At 62.5% G+C, this 15,532-nt stretch carries 18 protein-coding genes and 1 tRNA gene; 16 read left to right on the top strand and 3 right to left on the bottom strand.

Annotated features, from left to right (window positions below; all coding sequences use genetic code 11):
• Positions 1–2: 2 nt before the first annotated feature.
• From hisI to EV147_RS20655, 8 genes are all read left to right on the top strand, one after another.
• Entirely contained in the window at positions 3–410 is a 408-nt protein-coding gene (gene hisI, locus EV147_RS20690; protein ID WP_130393098.1) for a phosphoribosyl-AMP cyclohydrolase, read from the top strand.
• Entirely contained in the window at positions 407–775 is a 369-nt protein-coding gene (locus tag EV147_RS20685) for a phosphoribosyl-ATP diphosphatase (RefSeq protein ID WP_130393097.1), read from the top strand. The genes hisI and EV147_RS20685 overlap by 4 nt, the downstream gene beginning before the upstream one ends.
• Positions 776–827: 52 nt before the next feature.
• Positions 828–1,220 carry a DUF4870 family protein gene (locus EV147_RS20680; protein ID WP_130393174.1) on the top strand — a complete coding sequence of 131 codons (393 nt, stop codon included), beginning with the start codon at positions 828–830 and terminating at the stop codon, positions 1,218–1,220.
• A 32-nt stretch (positions 1,221–1,252) separates the two neighbouring features.
• A complete protein-coding gene (locus EV147_RS20675; RefSeq protein ID WP_130393096.1) occupies positions 1,253–1,609 on the top strand; it encodes a histidine triad nucleotide-binding protein in 357 nt (118 codons plus the stop codon).
• A gap of 159 nt (positions 1,610–1,768) precedes the next feature.
• A complete protein-coding gene (tatA, locus tag EV147_RS20670; protein ID WP_130393095.1) occupies positions 1,769–2,008 on the top strand; it encodes a Sec-independent protein translocase subunit TatA in 240 nt (79 codons plus the stop codon).
• A gap of 82 nt (positions 2,009–2,090) precedes the next feature.
• Positions 2,091–2,609, top strand: a complete 519-nt coding sequence (gene tatB, locus EV147_RS20665) for a Sec-independent protein translocase protein TatB (protein ID WP_130393094.1) — start codon at positions 2,091–2,093, stop codon at positions 2,607–2,609.
• Positions 2,610–2,611: 2 nt separating this feature from the next.
• Positions 2,612–3,403, top strand: coding sequence for a twin-arginine translocase subunit TatC (gene tatC / locus EV147_RS20660; RefSeq protein WP_130393093.1), 792 nt, complete (start codon positions 2,612–2,614; stop codon positions 3,401–3,403).
• 253 nt (positions 3,404–3,656) lie between these two features.
• The gene (locus EV147_RS20655; RefSeq protein ID WP_235844880.1) at positions 3,657–4,811 is read left to right on the top strand and encodes a porin; all 1,155 of its coding nucleotides are present in this window, start codon (positions 3,657–3,659) and stop codon (positions 4,809–4,811) included.
• A 431-nt stretch (positions 4,812–5,242) separates the two neighbouring features.
• On the opposite strand, the gene EV147_RS20650 is transcribed toward EV147_RS20655, so the two are convergent.
• A complete protein-coding gene (locus EV147_RS20650; protein ID WP_130393091.1) occupies positions 5,243–6,433 on the bottom strand; it encodes a Do family serine endopeptidase in 1,191 nt (396 codons plus the stop codon).
• 20 nt (positions 6,434–6,453) lie between these two features.
• Between EV147_RS20650 and EV147_RS20645 the strand changes: the two genes are divergently transcribed.
• Entirely contained in the window at positions 6,454–7,200 is a 747-nt protein-coding gene (locus tag EV147_RS20645; protein ID WP_130393090.1) for a Nif3-like dinuclear metal center hexameric protein, read from the top strand.
• A gap of 33 nt (positions 7,201–7,233) precedes the next feature.
• Here the strand turns inward: EV147_RS20645 and mscL are convergent, their stop codons facing one another.
• A complete protein-coding gene (gene mscL, locus EV147_RS20640) occupies positions 7,234–7,674 on the bottom strand; it encodes a large conductance mechanosensitive channel protein MscL (RefSeq protein WP_130393089.1) in 441 nt (146 codons plus the stop codon).
• A gap of 243 nt (positions 7,675–7,917) precedes the next feature.
• Here mscL and petA point away from each other — a divergent pair, with 243 nt between their 5' ends.
• The 7 genes from petA (at position 7,918) to EV147_RS26505 (ending at position 13,220) form a co-directional block, all read left to right on the top strand.
• Positions 7,918–8,535 (top strand): ubiquinol-cytochrome c reductase iron-sulfur subunit, encoded by a 618-nt coding sequence (gene petA, locus EV147_RS20635; protein ID WP_130393088.1) that lies wholly within the window; start codon positions 7,918–7,920, stop codon positions 8,533–8,535.
• Positions 8,536–8,537: 2 nt separating this feature from the next.
• Entirely contained in the window at positions 8,538–9,941 is a 1,404-nt protein-coding gene (locus EV147_RS20630) for a cytochrome b (protein WP_130393087.1), read from the top strand.
• Between the two features lie 37 nt (positions 9,942–9,978).
• A complete protein-coding gene (locus tag EV147_RS20625) occupies positions 9,979–10,722 on the top strand; it encodes a cytochrome c1 (RefSeq protein WP_130393086.1) in 744 nt (247 codons plus the stop codon).
• Positions 10,723–11,016: 294 nt separating this feature from the next.
• Positions 11,017–11,628 carry a glutathione S-transferase N-terminal domain-containing protein gene (locus EV147_RS20620; RefSeq protein WP_008643086.1) on the top strand — a complete coding sequence of 204 codons (612 nt, stop codon included), beginning with the start codon at positions 11,017–11,019 and terminating at the stop codon, positions 11,626–11,628.
• Between the two features lie 28 nt (positions 11,629–11,656).
• Positions 11,657–12,157 carry a ClpXP protease specificity-enhancing factor gene (locus EV147_RS20615; protein WP_130393085.1) on the top strand — a complete coding sequence of 167 codons (501 nt, stop codon included), beginning with the start codon at positions 11,657–11,659 and terminating at the stop codon, positions 12,155–12,157.
• 51 nt (positions 12,158–12,208) lie between these two features.
• Positions 12,209–12,284 (top strand) — tRNA-Thr (locus tag EV147_RS20610).
• 189 nt (positions 12,285–12,473) lie between these two features.
• Positions 12,474–13,220 (top strand): HNH endonuclease, encoded by a 747-nt coding sequence (locus EV147_RS26505; protein ID WP_130393084.1) that lies wholly within the window; start codon positions 12,474–12,476, stop codon positions 13,218–13,220.
• 59 nt (positions 13,221–13,279) lie between these two features.
• Here the strand turns inward: EV147_RS26505 and EV147_RS20600 are convergent, their stop codons facing one another.
• Positions 13,280–15,175: a PhoX family protein gene (locus EV147_RS20600; RefSeq protein WP_130393083.1), complete on the bottom strand. Its 1,896-nt coding sequence runs from the start codon at positions 15,173–15,175 to the stop codon at positions 13,280–13,282.
• Between the last annotated feature and the right edge of the window lie 357 nt (positions 15,176–15,532).

Here is a 15,532-nt window from a genome sequence, read left to right as displayed (position 1 = left end):
TCATGGCGAACAAGTGGTTGAACAAGGTGAAGTGGGACGATAACGGCCTGGTGCCGGTGATCGTCCAGGAGACGGGCTCCAACGACGTGCTGATGTTCGCGTTCATGAACCGCGAGGCGCTGCTGCGCACCGTGGAGCTGGGCGAGGCCGTGTTCTGGTCGCGCTCGCGCAAGCGCCTGTGGCACAAGGGCGAGGAATCGGGCCACGTGCAGAAAGTGCACGAAATCCGACTCGATTGCGATGAGGACGTGGTGCTGCTCAAGGTCACGCAGATCGACAGCATCGCGTGCCACACCGGCCGCCACTCGTGCTTCTTCCAGAAGTTCGAAGGCGACGCCGACTCGGGCGACTGGCAGACCGTGGAGCCGGTGCTCAAGGATCCGTCCACGATCTACACTTCGAAATCATGAGCCAGGACATCTCCCCGGCCGACGTGCTGGCGCGCGTGGCCGCCACGCTGGAGTCGCGCAAGCCCGAACACGGCGGCGATCCCGAGTCGTCGTATGTGGCAAAACTGTTCCGCAAGGGCGACGACGCCATCCTGAAGAAGATTGGCGAGGAAGCCACCGAGACCGTGATGGCGGCCAAGGATGCGCGCGCAGCCGGTCTGGAGGCGGGCGCCGTGGACAAGCTGGTCTACGAGGTGGCCGATCTCTGGTTCCACTCGATGGTGCTGCTGGCGCACGTGGGCCGCTCGCCGGCCGACGTGGTCAACGAGCTGGCGCGCCGCGAAGGCATGTCGGGCCTGGCGGAGAAGGCCAGCCGCAAGGAGTAGGATGAAGCATGCGCCCGGAGCGGGTCCGGGCGCGGCAACGCTGGAGGGCACGATGGCGACGGACTACACCACGCAGGTCACCACGACGGTCGATTCCGACAAACTTGATGGATTGCGAAAGCTCTCGCATATCCTTTATGCGCTCTATGCGATACATTGGCTCACTGGCGGCATCACGGCGCTGATCGCCATTGTCGTCAACTACGTGAAGCGCGACGATGCCCGGGGCACGCTCTATGCGTCTCACTTCGCGTGGCAGATCCGCACGTTCTGGTGGGCCATCCTCTGGTACGCGGTAGGGGGCGGGCTGTTCCTGACGGTGCTGCTGATTCCCATGGCCATCGGGCTCTGGTGCCTGCTGTCGTTGTGGATGCTGTATCGTATTATCAAGGGCTGGCTGTACCTGAACGACCGCAAGCCGATGTACCCCGGCGAGCAGTTCTGAGGGCGGCCGCGTCACGCTGCAACGAAAATTTCATGAAATCCCAGGACAATTGCCTTTTCTGCAAGATCGTGGCCGGCCAGATCCCGTCGAACAAGGTATATGAAGACGACGACCTGCTGGCGTTTCACGATATCCATCCCAAAGCGCCGGTACACTTTCTGGTTATTCCGAAATCGCATGTCGATTCGCTGGCCGATTGCGGACCCGGCGATGGCGGTGTGCTTGCTAGAATAATGCTCAAGGTGCCTGAACTGGCGCGCCTTGCCGGCTGCACCAACGGCTTCCGCACGGTGATCAATACCGGAACGGATGGCGGGCAGGAGGTCTTCCACCTGCACCTGCACGTATTGGGCGGCCCGCGCGACCAGTGGCAGTCACCGGCGTTCTGACGGTTTTCGTCGGACAGCCTGGGCATGAAGACCGACCGGGGCAGCAATGCGCCGGCGGATGTTGCGTCGGCCACCGTCGACCGGCGCAGCCTTTGAGGGACGGAACTACAGGCGGGGCGGCTACCTCATCCGACGCCGCGGCTATATCAGGAGCAAGAAATGGGTTCGTTTAGCATTTGGCACTGGCTGATCGTGCTGGTGATCGTCATGCTCGTCTTCGGTACCAAGAAGCTGCGCAATATCGGCAATGACCTGGGCGGCGCGGTGAAGGGTTTCAAGGACGGCATGAAGGATGGCAACGGCGAAGCAGCGGCCGATGGCCAGCCGGCACCGGCCAAGGAACTGCGCGACACCACCACGATCGACGTGGAAGCCAAGGAAAAGTCGCGCCAGCAGTAAAGCGGGCGGCTGATTACCTCCCTTCGCATGGCGGCTGCGCGGTAGGCGGCCGCCATTCACGTGTCCCTGTTCCGAAGTCCGCATGATCGATCTCGGCATTTCCAAGCTGGCACTGATCGGCGCCGTGGCGCTGATCGTGATCGGCCCCGAGCGTTTGCCGAAAGTGGCGCGCACGGTTGGCGCACTGGTCGGCCGTGCGCAGCGCTATATCAACGACGTCAAGGCTGAAGTCAGCCGCGAGGTGGAACTCGAGGAACTGCGCAAGATGCGCACGGAATTCGAGACCGCCGCGCGCGATGTCGAGCAGACCATCCACAAGGAAGTCAACGAGCACACCCAGGCGCTCAACGAGGCCCTGAATGGTGCCGAGCCGGCCGAAGGTGCGTCCGGCTTCGACTCCGGCATCTCGGCCGGCTATGTGCCGAGCTGGGACAGTGCGCACAAATCCCATAACGGGCGCAAGAGCTGGCGCGTCAAGCAGGGCGCCCGGCCGATCTGGTTCAAGCGCCAGCAGAACACGCGCGTCTGGGTGCAGTCCGGCGCCGCCCGCGTGAAACGCCACCGCCCGGCCAGCGGCCGCAACCGTTCCTTTTTCGAGTAAGCATGGCGGGCACCCCCGAATCCCACGATCCCAACGCCGAGTCCCAGCAAGAGACATTCATTTCCCACCTGGTCGAGCTGCGCGAGCGGCTGGTCAAGGCCGTGGGCGGCGTGATCCTCGTCTTCGTCTGCCTGGTCTACTGGGCGGCGGAGATCTTTAACCTGTTCTCCGCCCCGCTGACCGCATCGCTGCCCAAGAACGGCCGCATGATCGTGACCGACGTGACGGGCTCGTTCTTCGTGCCGATGAAGGTCACGATGCTCGTGTCGTTCCTGATCGCGCTGCCGTGGGTGCTGTACCAGATCTGGCGCTTCGTGGCGCCGGGCCTGTACCAGCATGAGAAGAAACTGATCCTGCCGCTGGTCACGAGCACCTATGTGCTGTTCCTGTGCGGCGTGGCATTCGCTTATTTCCTGGTATTCCCGACCGTCTTCCATTTCATGGCGCATTACAACGCGCCGCTCGGGGCCGAGATGTCCACGGACATCGATAAATACCTGAGTTTCGCCATGACCACGTTCCTGGCATTCGGCATTACGTTCGAAGTGCCGGTGGTGGTGATCGTGCTGGTCAAGTTTGGCGTGGTGGAACTGGAAAAACTGCGGCAGATCCGCCCCTATGTGATCGTCGGGGCCTTCATCATCGCCGCCGTTGTCACACCACCTGATGTGATGTCGCAACTCCTGCTGGCCGTGCCGCTCGTGCTGTTGTACGAACTCGGCCTGCTCATGGCGCGTTTTGTGACGCGTCAGCCTCTCGGCACCCCCGCAGAGGGCGAAACTCAGCCCGACTGAGTTCCCCGCCAGATGTTAACGGCCTGTATCGGGCCGGTCTTAATGCTGCTTTTGCACCAAAATGGTGAAAATATTGGGGTTTGCTGTTGCTTCATCACAACAAGAAGCGTCAGTAAACCCGGTTTACGGCGAAAAAGACTTCTGACGGGCTGGGGGGGTGACACATAATACGACGCAGACGTGAAGCTTAATGCGTCGCCCAAGCACTTGGGCAACCAAGATTTCCCAATCAGTTGACAAGGAAAGTGTCGATATGAAGATGAAACTGTTTGCTGCTGCCGTTGCCGCTCTGGCCGCCGGCGGCGCCTATGCCCAGTCGAGCGTAACCCTGTACGGTGTGGTTGACGCCGGTATCGAATACCAAAACCACCAGCCGAACGCCGCTGGTCAAACTGGCAGCCACGACGTGACGCGCCTGAGCTCGGGCAACATGTCCGGCAGCCGTTGGGGCCTGCGTGGCGTGGAAGATCTGGGCGGCGGCCTGAAGGGCGTCTTCGTCCTGGAAAGCGGTTTCAACGTTGACGCTGGCACGCAAGGCCAGAACCGTCTGTTCGGTCGTCAAGCCTTCGTCGGTGTGCAAAGCAACTACGGCACGCTGACCCTGGGTCGTCACCAGACCCCGCTGTATGACTTCGGTCTGGCCTTCGATCCGATGGCCATCGCCACGAACTACTCGATCACGAGCCAAGACGCTGGCTTCGCATCGCGCGCTGACAACTCGCTGAAGTACATCGGCAAGTTCGGCGGCCTGACGGGTACCCTGCTGTACAGCCAAGGCACGAACACGGGCGGCACCGCCAACACCGTGGGCGGCGTGGGCTACCAAGGTACCGCCGGCGAAGTTCCGGGCAACTACAAGCTGGGCCGTGCTTACAGCGCCAGCCTGATCTACGCAGCTGGCCCGTTCTCGGTCGGTGCTGTGTATGACGAAACCAACCTGGGCATCAACACCGCCGCTCAGTCGGACGCCAAGATCCGCCGCGCTTCGGTGGCTGGTACGTACGCCTTCGGTCCGGCCAAGGTGTTCGCTGGCTACCGTTGGGCCAAGGGCGTTGACGGCGCAGTTCTGCCGGGCGCCGTGGCCATCGGCCAAGCCAACAACGCTACGGGTTCGAACCTGTACTGGCTGGGTGCCGGTTACCAGCTGACCCCGGCGTTCTCGCTGACGGGCGCTGCTTACTACCAGGACTTCCGCAACAGCGGTGCAGATCCGTGGAGCTTCGTTGCTTCGGCTGACTACGCCTTCTCGAAGCGCACCGACGCTTACCTGAACGTGGCCTACACGAAGAACAAGGACGGCTCGACGCTGGGTCTGTCGGGTACGGGCGCTGGTGGTTCGGGCTTCGGCTCGACGCTGGGTTCGTACAACCAGTTCGGCGCAGTGGTTGGTGTTCGCCACAAGTTCTAATTTGACGCGGGTGTAAGCCCGCATCAGATTCGGCTTGCCCAAAACGCCGGTATCCGCAAGGATGCCGGCGTTTTGTCTTGTGGGCTTCGATGGCGTGCGGCGTGACTGCCTTGCCGGAATCGTCAGGGCTTGCCGCAGTGGTGGCGAAGACCGGATGAGAGAGAACGGTGCTGGCAAGCTCTGGCGCCGTGAGGTGCCCATGGCGAGCTGGACTGCCCGTTCCGGGCTGGCCAAGGCCGCTTTGAGTACGGCGAGGGAAGAGGGCACGGCGGGGCAGGGCAGCGCAACGGTGGCGCGCTGGCCCCCAACCTCACTTCCGGCGCGCCGCATCCCATCGCGCACTGGCGCCCCAAAAAACAAAACCCCCGCCTGCAGAGGCGGGGGTTTTTGTTCTTCGCTGCTTGCAACGTTAGCGAACAGCCTTCAGACCATCATTCCTCATCCAGCGGCATCGCGCGCCGTGGTGGCGGAGGCCGCTTGCCGATCGTCACCACCAGTTCGGCTGGCTTGCCGCGCCGAATCACCTTCATCTTGATCTCCGCGCCCGGCTTGAGCTGCGCAATCGCATTGAGCAGGGCTGTCGTATCCGAGATCACCTGGTTGTCGACCGAGACCAGCACATCGCCCGGTTTCACGCCCGCCTTGTCTGCCGGCCCGCCCTGAACCACCGCGGCGATCAGTGCGCCGTCCTTGGCCTCAAGGCCGAAAGATTCGGCAATCTCCGGGGTCAGGTCCTGCGGCTCGACCCCGATCCAGCCGCGTGTGACGCTGCCGGTGGAAATGATCGACTCCATCACCTGCTTGGCCGTCGACACCGGAATCGCAAAGCCGATACCGAGCGAGCCGCCCGAGCGCGAGTAGATCGCGGTGTTGATGCCCAGCAGGTTACCCTGCGCATCGACCAGCGCGCCGCCCGAGTTGCCCGGGTTGATCGCGGCGTCGGTCTGGATGAAGTTCTCGAAGGTGTTGATGCCCAGATGGCTGCGTCCCAGTGCCGAGACGATACCCATCGTCACAGTCTGGCCCACGCCGAACGGGTTGCCGATGGCCAGCACCACGTCGCCCACCTTGGTGTTCTCGATCCGGCCCAGCGTGATGGCCGGCAGGTCCTTGAGCGTGATCTTCAGCACGGCCAGGTCAGTCTCCGGATCGGAGCCCACTACCTTGGCGTTGGCCTTGCGGCCATCGGTCAGCGCCACTTCGATCTCATCGGCCCCGTCCACCACATGGTGGTTGGTTAGAATGTAACCCTCGGAACTGACAATCACCCCGGAACCCAGGCTGGACACCGGCTCCTGCCGCTCCGGCAGGCGATCGCCGAAGAAGAACCGGAACCATGGATCCTCCGCCTGCGGATTTGGCGAGCGCTTCGGACCGTTCTTGCTGGTGAAGATGTTGACCACCGCCGGCATGGCTTCCTGGGCGGCGTCGCTGTACGACCCCTGCGCCGCGGAGCCCGCCACGCTAGGCACCACTTCCTTGAGTGCCACGATGGGCGACCCGGATTGCACGGCCACCCGCCCGCGCTGTAGCCACTCGGGTTTGAGCGTGGCTATCACGAACCACACGGCCAGCACGACCGTGACGGCTTGAGCGAAAAACAGCCAGAAGCGGCGCAACATATTGGAGTTTTGACCAGAAAATGAAAACAAAAGAGCTTGAATTGTACTTGAACGACCTGCTGGAAGTTCCGCGTTTCAAGGACTATTGCCCGAACGGGCTGCAAGTGCAAGGTCGGCCCGAAGTCACCCATATCGTCACCGGCGTGACGGCCAGCCTGGCGCTGATCGATGCCGCCATCGAGGCCGGCGCCGACGCGATCCTGGTCCATCACGGCTATTTCTGGAAGAACGAGGATGCACGGGTCATCGGTCAGAAACACGCGCGCTTGAAAAAATTGCTGGCGGCGGACGTGAACCTGATGGCCTTCCACCTGCCGCTCGACCACCACGCCGAACTGGGCAACAACGCCCAACTGGCGCTGCAGCTTGGCATTTCGCCAAACGGCCGGTTCGGCGAGAACCAGATCGGCTGGACGGGCACGCTGCTGCAGCCCATGCCGCTGAGCGCGTTTGCCGCGCACGTAGGCGGAGTGCTGGACCGCGAGCCGTTGGCTATCGGCGACCCTGGCCAGACCATCCGCTCGGTGGGCTGGTGCACGGGCGGCGCGCAGGGGTACTTTGGCGCGGCAGTGGAGGCGGGGGTCGACGTCTATCTCAGCGGCGAGGTCTCGGAGCCAACCACCCACCTGGCCCGCGAGAGCGGCGTGGCCTATATCGCCGCCGGCCACCACGCCACGGAGCGCTACGGCATCCGGGCGGTTGGCGAACATCTGGCACAACGGTTCGAGATTCGTCACACCTTTATCGATATTCCGAACCCGGTCTGACCCAGGCTCGGATATCCAGCGGTTCCGGCGGGCTCAGACGTCCGCGCGCGGGGCCTGCAGGCTGTCGCGGATCTCGCGCAGCAGCTTGATGTCCTCTGGCGTCTCGGCCGGCTTGGGCGCTTCCTCATGCTTTTCGCGCATCTTGTTCACCGCGCGCACCATCATGAAGATGATGAAAGCCAGGATCACGAAATTGACCACGATGGTCAGGAAGTTGCCGTAGGCGAAGACCGGCACGCCCGCCTTCTTCAGGTCCGCGAGCGTGTAGGGCACGTTCGGCGGCGGGTCCGCCAGCACGATGAACAGGTTCGAGAAGTCCAGCTTGCCGATGACCCGCCCCACCAGCGGCATGATCAGGTCATTGACGACCGAATCGACGATCTTGCCAAAGGCCGCGCCAATAATGACCCCCACCGCCAGGTCCACGACATTGCCGCGCATCGCAAAAGTTCGGAACTCGCTCACCATTCCCATCGGTTTTTCTCCAATTTGTTGTTCCAGATTAACGTTTGTGTTTGACAAAGACTGCATCATCGCAACCTCGAGTGCAAGTCTGGAGGCCGCGTTCGAGCGCTTCCCAAGGGACCCCACAACCGTTCCCATGACCCATTATCGGCGCCACGGCTATCAGTAGTTCGCCTATCGTCGCCAGATGTGCCTCAGGTATAATTTTTTGTTGACGCAGGATTCAATTGATGACATCCCCTGGGGTTTGGAATGAGTGACCAGCAAAACGTGAAGAACGTGGATAAAGGTCGCCGCAATTGGTTGATCGCGACATCCGTCGCGGGCGGCGTAGGAGGCGTGGCAGTCGCAGTACCGTTCGTCAGTACCTTTGCACCGTCGGAAAAGGCCAAGGCCGCCGGCGCGCCCGTCGAAGCCGACGTAGGTAGCCTGAAACCTGGCGAAATGATGACGGTGGAGTGGCGAGGCAAACCGGTCTGGATCCTTCGCCGCACTCCCGAAATGCTGGCATCGCTCCAGAAGACCGACGCCGAGGTGGCGGATCCCAAGTCTGACGTTCCCTTTACGATGGAGACGCCCGACTATTGCAAGAACGAGACCCGCTCGCGCGCCGAGCACAAGGATCTCCTTGTCGTCGTCGGCATCTGCTCCCATCTTGGCTGTTCGCCGTCCGGCCCCTTTGCGTCCGGTGCCAACCCGCAGCTTGGCGCCGATCCCGGCTTCCTCTGCCCCTGCCACGGCTCCACGTTCGATCTGGCGGGCCGCGTGTTCAAGAACAAGCCTGCCCCGCAGAATCTTGACGTCCCCCCGTACCAGTTCCTGTCCGACACCAAGATCGTGATCGGCAAGGACGAGAAAGGAGAAGCGTGATCATGGCGGCCGAAAAAGAAGTCAAAACTACCGGGCTGCTGGGCTGGATCGACGCCCGTTTCCCCGCGACCCAGCTCTGGGAAGACCACCTCTCCAAGTACTACGCGCCGAAGAACTTCAACTTCTGGTACTTCTTCGGATCGCTCGCGCTGCTGGTGCTCGTCATCCAGATCGTCACCGGCATCTTCCTGGTGATGAACTACAAGCCCGACGGCACGCTGAACGCCGCCGGCATTCCCGTGGCGTTCGCCAGCGTGGAATTCATCATGCGCGAGGTGCCATGGGGCTGGCTGGTCCGCTACATGCACTCCACCGGCGCCTCGGCGTTCTTCGTCGTGGTCTACCTGCACATGTTCCGCGGGCTGCTGTACGGCTCGTACCGCAAGCCGCGCGAACTGGTCTGGATCTTCGGCTGCCTGATCTTCCTGTGCCTGATGGCCGAGGCGTTCATGGGCTACCTGCTGCCCTGGGGCCAGATGTCGTACTGGGGCGCACAGGTGATCGTGAACCTGTTCTCGGCGATTCCGGTGATCGGCCAGGACCTGTCGCTGTTCATCCGGGGCGACTACGTGGTGAGCGATGCCACGCTGAACCGCTTCTTCTCGTTCCACGTGATCGCCGTGCCGCTGGTGCTGCTGGGCCTGGTGGTGGCGCATATCATCGCGCTGCACGAAGTGGGCTCGAACAACCCGGACGGTGTGGAAATCAAGGCCAAGAAGGACGAGAACGGCGTGCCGCTCGACGGCATTCCGTTCCACCCGTACTACTCGGTCCATGACCTGGTGGGCGTGGCGGGCTTCCTGATCTGCTTCTCGGCGGTGATCTTCTTCTTCCCCGAGGTGGGGGGCTACTTCCTCGAAGCCAACAACTTCTTCCCGGCCGATCCGCTGAAGACGCCGCCGCACATCGCACCGGTCTGGTACTTCACGCCGTTTTACTCGATGCTGCGCGCCACGACGTCGAACTTCCTGCCGGTGCTGTGGCTGTTCTTCGCGTTCGTGCTGGGGATGGTGTTCCTGCGCACGCGGGACATGCGGGTGCGTATCGGTTCGGTGGCGGTGCTCGTGATCCTGGCCGCCGGCTTCTACTTCATCGACGCCAAGTTCTGGGGCGTGCTGGTGATGGGCGGCTCCGTGGTGGTGCTGTTCTTCATGCCGTGGCTCGACCACTCGCCGGTCAAGTCGATCCGCTACCGTCCGGGCTTCCACAAGACGATCCTGACGGTCTTCGTGGTGGTGTTCCTGATCCTGGGTTACCTGGGTGTCCAACCGCCGTCGCCGGTAGGCGAGAAGGTGTCGCAGCTCGGTACGCTGCTGTACTTCGCCTTCTTCCTGACCATGCCGCTGTGGAGCCGTGCCGGCACGTTCAAGCCGGTGCCGGAACGTGTCACGTTCCACCCGCACTGAGCCGACGCGCGACCCTACAAGAGGACAAGGACACAAGATGAAAAAGTTGCTTTCGATCTTCGCACTGGTCGGCGCGTGCCTTGCCGCGCTGCCCGCGACGGCCGCCGAAGGAGGCTACCCGCTGGAGCCGGCGCCGCTGGATACGAGCGATGTCTCGTCGCTGCAGCGTGGCGCCAAGCTGTTCGTCAACTACTGCCTGAACTGCCACGGCGCGTCGATGATGCGCTACAACCGGCTCAAGGACCTGGGCCTGACGGACGACCAGATCCGCCAGAACCTGCTGTTCAGCGCCGACAAGGTGGGCGAGACGATGACCGTGGCGATGCCGCCCAAGGACGCCAAGGCGTTCTTCGGCGCCATTCCCCCGGACCTGTCGGTCATCGCCCGCGCTCGCGGCAACGACTGGCTCTACACCTACCTGCGCACCTTCTACCGCGACGACACGCGCGCCACGGGCTGGAACAACCTGGTCTTCCCGAGCGTCGGCATGCCGCACGTGCTCTGGGAACTGCAGGGCGTGCGCGCGGCCAAGTTCGCCGAGGTGGAGGAACATGGCCAGAAGGTGCACAAGCTGGCTGGCTGGGAGCAGGTCACCCCGGGCAAGATGAACACCCAGGAGTACGACCAGGCCGTGGCCGACCTCGTGAACTACCTGAACTGGATGGCCGAACCGGCGCAGAGTCACCGCAAGCGGCTGGGCGTCTGGGTGCTGCTGTTCCTGGGCGTGTTCGCCGTCTTCGCCTGGCGCCTGAACGCTGCCTACTGGAAGGACGTGAAGTAAGGTTCCGGACAGGTCGGGCGAGCAGTTTGTAACAGCATTTGTAACAAGACGGTGTGCCGTCCCTGAGGGTCGGCGCGGAAGTTGCAGCAGTGCAGCGCCGCGCCGACCCTTTTGTATTGGGCGATCCGGGCCGATGCCACCCTTTCGGTCCGTCTGTCCGTACGGGCGCTATTTGTAACTAATTTGCTTTTCGACGGGCCGATCCGGCAGAATGTTTGCCCTGTCTGAACCAGCACGGCCAAGTTCGTCGAATTGCTACGAATTTGACGCACTTCCCACCCAAGGAATCCAACCATGATGGTGTTGTATTCGGGTACCACCTGCCCGTTTTCCCAACGTTGCCGCCTTGTCCTCTTCGAAAAGGGCATGGACTTCGAAATCCGCGACGTTGATCTGTTCAACAAGCCGGAAGACATTTCGGTGATGAACCCGTACGGCCAGGTGCCGATCCTCGTCGAACGCGACCTGATCCTGTACGAATCGAACATCATCAACGAGTACATCGACGAGCGCTTCCCGCACCCGCAGCTGATGCCGGCCGACCCGGTACAGCGCGCCCGCGCCCGCCTGTTCCTGTTCAACTTCGAAAAGGAACTGTTCACCCACGTCTACGTGCTGGAGAACGAAAAGGGCAAGGCCGCCGAGAAGAATCACGAGCGTGCCCGCGCCGCGATCCGCGACCGCCTGACCCAACTCGCCCCGATCTTCGTCAAGAACAAGTACATGCTGGGCGAAGAGTTCTCGATGCTCGACGTCGCCATCGCGCCGCTGCTGTGGCGCCTGGATCACTACGGCATCGAACTGTCGAAGAACGCCGCGCCGCTGCTGAAGTACGCCGAACGGATTTTCAGCCGCCCGGCCTACATCGAAGCACTGACCCCGTCCGAAAAGGTAATGCGTCGCTAAGACGGCCGCGACGCCACCGCAAAGCGTAATGTCTGAAACTTCCACCAAGCCCTACCTGATCCGCGCCATCTACGAATGGTGCACGGATAACGGCTTCACGCCGTACATCGCCGTCTTCGTCGACAGCCAGACCAACGTGCCGCGCGAGTTCGTGAAGAACAACGAAATCGTGCTGAACGTGAGCTTCGATGCAACCAGCGGCCTGGACATGGGCAACGAGTGGATTGCTTTCAGCGCCCGCTTCGGTGGCGTATCGCGCAAGATCGACGTGCCCATCGAGAACGTGCTCGCCATCTACGCCCGCGAAAACGGGCAGGGCATGGCGTTCCCCGTGGAGCGCAGCGTCCCCGAAACGCAAGCCGCCACGGAACGGGAAAACAACCCTCCCCCGAAGCTCGCCCCGGTGGACACCGACGCCCCGGCGCCCGTCACCGCAGACGCCGACAACACCGGCTCCGACGACGACCCCACCCCGCCCCCCGTACCCCGCATCGGCGGCAAAAAGCCTTCCCTGAAGGTCGTCAAATAGACATCGTCAAAGCCAACCGCATGCAGTAGAATCGCGGTCTGCACCAAACATGCCGGCTTAGCTCATCAGGTAGAGCAGTTGATTTGTAATCATCAGGTGGCGGGTTCGAGTCCTGCAGCCGGCACCAGTTTCATGTGAAAAAGCCACGCGACACGCGTGGCTTTTTTGTTTTCCTTTCCCTACCGCTTGCTACCAATAAAGGTGACGTAGAACGGGCTGTATCTCCCGCACGCGTACTTTTTACCACTTCAGGACGGTATCCAAATTGAGTGCTTGCTGATTAAATTTCAGAATCTTCTCAAAGTTGGAACCCGCAATGGCTGCGACTCAAGGTCATGGCAATCCGGATTGGACTCGCGATGAAGTCATTCTCGCGTTAGAACTTTATCTGACCTGTGCTGGGACTCAGTCATTGCCGGGCCCTCGCGATAGCAGGGTCATCCGACTATCCGATGAGTTGCGAGCGCTTCCCATCTATCCAATCGAAGGCCGTAGGAAATCTTTCAGAAATCCCGAGGGCGTCGCCTTTAAGCTACAGAACCTCAGGCAGGTAGCTACAGGCCGCGGACTCGCCAACGTGTCCTCCGTCGATCGTCAAGTGTGGAGCGATTTCGGACATTTGCCGGACCATGTCGTGCGTTTGGCACAAGAAATCCGGACAGAGAGTGCTACAGCGTCAATTTCTTCTGTATCAGGTGACGAAGGGGAGGAGTTTCCCGAGGGACGGCTATTGTCGGCTGCACATCGGCGACGAGAGCGAGACCCACGTGTACGGGCGCGACTTATATCTCACCGTCTTAGCTCGGCCAGCGTGCTGACTTGCGACGCATGTGGGACCGGAGGGCCGTTGCAAGACGCCAAGTTGTCCGACGCGGCCTTCGAAGCGCATCATATGCTGCCGCTGTCTCGACTGAGCGCTAGTGGCGTCAAGACCAAGGTCGCCGATCTGGCGTTACTTTGCGCCATCTGCCATCGACTCATTCATCGAGTAATGCAGATCAGGGGGACAACAGTCACGATTTCGGAGTTCCAGTCTGTATTGGGAGGCAACTCGAAATCCTAAAAAAAAACGCCGCGAAGCCCCAAAACCCCCGCGGCGTTTCCCTTCAACCTATCAGCCGATCAAGCCCCCACCGGCTTCCCATCCTTGTGCCGTACCACCACCGTCGAAGACCTTGACGGCAGGGCCTTGTCCGGCCAGTTGCCGCGCGCGTCGCCGGTCGGGTGCTGGATGTTCACGAAGAACGTCGTGAGGTCCGGCGTGTAGGCCAGGCCGGTAATCTCGCAGCCCACCGGGCCTACCAGCAGGCGGCGGACTTCCTTGGTTACCTGGTCGACGTAGTGCATCGAGTTGGCGCCGAAGATGTTGGTCGTCGACGAGCCCGTGCCGGCGTCGGTCTGCACCCACAGGCGGCCCTTCGGGTCCACGCGGATGCCGTCGGGGCTGCTGAAGGTGGCGCCCTTCATGTTGCCCTGCAGGTTCGGGTTGGCGATCGAGGGGTCGCCGGCCAGCAGCAGGAGTTCCCATTTGAACTTGGTAGCCAGCGGGGAATCGCCTTCCTCGTGCCACTTGATGATGTGGCCGTGCGAGTTGTTGGGGCGCGGGTTGGCGGTGTCGGTCTGGACGCGGCTGCCGTTGTTGGTCAGCGTGCAGTAGACGGTCTTGTCGAGGCCCACCGTGATCCATTCCGGGCGGTCCATCAGCGTGGCGCCGGCCACGCGGGCGGCGGCCTTCGTGTTGATCAGGACGTCGGCCTGGGTGTTGAAATCGACCGACACCGGCACCACCACGCCCGGGGCGGCCTGGGTCCAGTTGCCCGGGTCCGAGGCGCCGGCGACGAGGCCGTTCTTGCCCTGGGTCAGTTCGATCCACTCGCCGCTGCCGTCGCCGTTGAACTTGGCGGCGTACAGCGTGCCGTTGTCGAGCAGGCTGGCGTTGTTGAGGCGGTTGGTGGCGTCGAACGCGGCGCTCGGCACGAACTTGTAGATGCAGCCTGGCGTGCCGTCGTCGCCCATGTAGAAGGCCACGCGGTTCTCGGGCGTGGTCATGAACGCGGTGTTCTCGTGGTCGAAGCGGCCCATGGCGGTGCGCTTCACGGGCAGGCCGCTGATCTGCTGGAGCGGATCGATTTCCACCACCCAGCCGTAGCCTTGGTCCGGCTGCGTCGTGTCGATGTAGTTATCGGTCGTTTCCTCGCACGTCAGGTACGTGCCCCACGGCGTATGGCCGCTGGAGCAGTTGTTGAGCGTGCCGATGACCACCGGGCCCACGGCGGCGGCGGCGGGGCCGGACACGCGGTACGAGGTGTTGCCCGTGTAGCGCTTGTTGTAGAGCGAGTTGCGCTTGACTTCCCACTTGTCGGCAACCAGTTCGATCTCGATGACGGACACGCCCACCGACGACAGCACCACGCGCTTCTGCTCGGCGGTGGCGGTGGCGGGGTCGTAGGCGGTCGGCAGCAGGATGGCCGAGTCCGGTGCCTCGTGGTTCATCACCAGCAGGCCGCCCTTTTGCGGATCGACGCCCGGGATCTCGTAGAAATGCATGCCGTCATGCTGGCCGCCGGCCTGCTGTTCGGTTTCCATCGAGGTCTGGAAGGCTCCCTTGTACCCGGCGGAGCCTGCGGCGACCGGGTCGCCGGCCGAGAACAGCACGTAGGAGTTGTAGTCCTTGGCCACCTGCACGCCTTCGGGCGTGAGCTTCGACGGCAGACCCTCGAAGTTGACGCTGTAGTCCAGCGGCTGTGCACCGGGGGCCGGGGCGGGTGCCGGGGCGGGTGCCGGGGCAGGCGCGGGGGCCGGAGCCGGGGCCGGTGCGGGATCGTCGTCGCCGCCGCAGGCTGCCAGCAGCGAGCCGCCGCCGAACGCGGACAGCAGCGATACGCCCAGGCTGCCACGCAGCACGCGGCGGCGGGCCGGGTTGGCGGCTACCAGTTCTTCGAGCGTCTGGCCCGGAACGGTCTTGTTGCCTTCGGCGTCTCGGCGCGGGGCGCGCAGCTTGTCGGTGATGTACGACATGGTCGTTCCTCCAGTCTTTTGCGGGATGGCGCGCGTTGCGTGACGGGCGCCGGGTTCAGGGACAGCCGCAGATACTAGGGAACAGATATGTCTTTTTCGTTACACAATGACCGGACAATGAGGCAAGCCGCACCCCTTCAGACCGGAAAGTTCGCCGCCGATAACGCTTGAGCAGACGAGTCCCAAGAGGGTGGCGGAGTTTGATGACAGTACGGTTGCCGGTCGTGACAAACGGCAAGTTGTGGAGTCATCGGCGCTTGTCTCGCGCATAATCGGTGCCGCAGCACTGACCCTTCCTGAAAGGGCATCCCCGCGCCGGTGGCCGGCCGTACGGGGACATAACAAATCGGCCAATTT

Origin of the sequence: Cupriavidus agavae, assembly GCF_004217045.1 — a bacterium.
Classification (GTDB): domain Bacteria; phylum Pseudomonadota; class Gammaproteobacteria; order Burkholderiales; family Burkholderiaceae; genus Cupriavidus; species Cupriavidus agavae.
The sequence above is the reverse complement of the archived record's forward strand: the minus strand, read 5'-3'. Positions and strand labels throughout refer to the sequence as shown.

What these genes read in the sequence shown, in the direction of transcription:
- hisI (WP_130393098.1), top strand. Translation starts at nt 3, where the DNA reads ATGGCGAACAAGTGGTTGAACAAGGTGAAGTGGGACGATAACGGCCTG.
- EV147_RS20685 (WP_130393097.1), top strand. Translation starts at nt 407, where the DNA reads ATGAGCCAGGACATCTCCCCGGCCGACGTGCTGGCGCGCGTGGCCGCC.
- EV147_RS20680 (WP_130393174.1), top strand. Translation starts at nt 828, where the DNA reads ATGGCGACGGACTACACCACGCAGGTCACCACGACGGTCGATTCCGAC.
- EV147_RS20675 (WP_130393096.1), top strand. Translation starts at nt 1,253, where the DNA reads ATGAAATCCCAGGACAATTGCCTTTTCTGCAAGATCGTGGCCGGCCAG.
- tatA (WP_130393095.1), top strand. Translation starts at nt 1,769, where the DNA reads ATGGGTTCGTTTAGCATTTGGCACTGGCTGATCGTGCTGGTGATCGTC.
- tatB (WP_130393094.1), top strand. Translation starts at nt 2,091, where the DNA reads ATGATCGATCTCGGCATTTCCAAGCTGGCACTGATCGGCGCCGTGGCG.
- tatC (WP_130393093.1), top strand. Translation starts at nt 2,612, where the DNA reads ATGGCGGGCACCCCCGAATCCCACGATCCCAACGCCGAGTCCCAGCAA.
- EV147_RS20655 (WP_235844880.1), top strand. Translation starts at nt 3,657, where the DNA reads ATGAAGATGAAACTGTTTGCTGCTGCCGTTGCCGCTCTGGCCGCCGGC.
- EV147_RS20650 (WP_130393091.1), bottom strand. Translation starts at nt 6,433, where the DNA reads ATGTTGCGCCGCTTCTGGCTGTTTTTCGCTCAAGCCGTCACGGTCGTG.
- EV147_RS20645 (WP_130393090.1), top strand. Translation starts at nt 6,454, where the DNA reads ATGAAAACAAAAGAGCTTGAATTGTACTTGAACGACCTGCTGGAAGTT.
- mscL (WP_130393089.1), bottom strand. Translation starts at nt 7,674, where the DNA reads ATGGGAATGGTGAGCGAGTTCCGAACTTTTGCGATGCGCGGCAATGTC.
- petA (WP_130393088.1), top strand. Translation starts at nt 7,918, where the DNA reads ATGAGTGACCAGCAAAACGTGAAGAACGTGGATAAAGGTCGCCGCAAT.
- EV147_RS20630 (WP_130393087.1), top strand. Translation starts at nt 8,538, where the DNA reads ATGGCGGCCGAAAAAGAAGTCAAAACTACCGGGCTGCTGGGCTGGATC.
- EV147_RS20625 (WP_130393086.1), top strand. Translation starts at nt 9,979, where the DNA reads ATGAAAAAGTTGCTTTCGATCTTCGCACTGGTCGGCGCGTGCCTTGCC.
- EV147_RS20620 (WP_008643086.1), top strand. Translation starts at nt 11,017, where the DNA reads ATGATGGTGTTGTATTCGGGTACCACCTGCCCGTTTTCCCAACGTTGC.
- EV147_RS20615 (WP_130393085.1), top strand. Translation starts at nt 11,657, where the DNA reads ATGTCTGAAACTTCCACCAAGCCCTACCTGATCCGCGCCATCTACGAA.
- EV147_RS26505 (WP_130393084.1), top strand. Translation starts at nt 12,474, where the DNA reads ATGGCTGCGACTCAAGGTCATGGCAATCCGGATTGGACTCGCGATGAA.
- EV147_RS20600 (WP_130393083.1), bottom strand. Translation starts at nt 15,175, where the DNA reads ATGTCGTACATCACCGACAAGCTGCGCGCCCCGCGCCGAGACGCCGAA.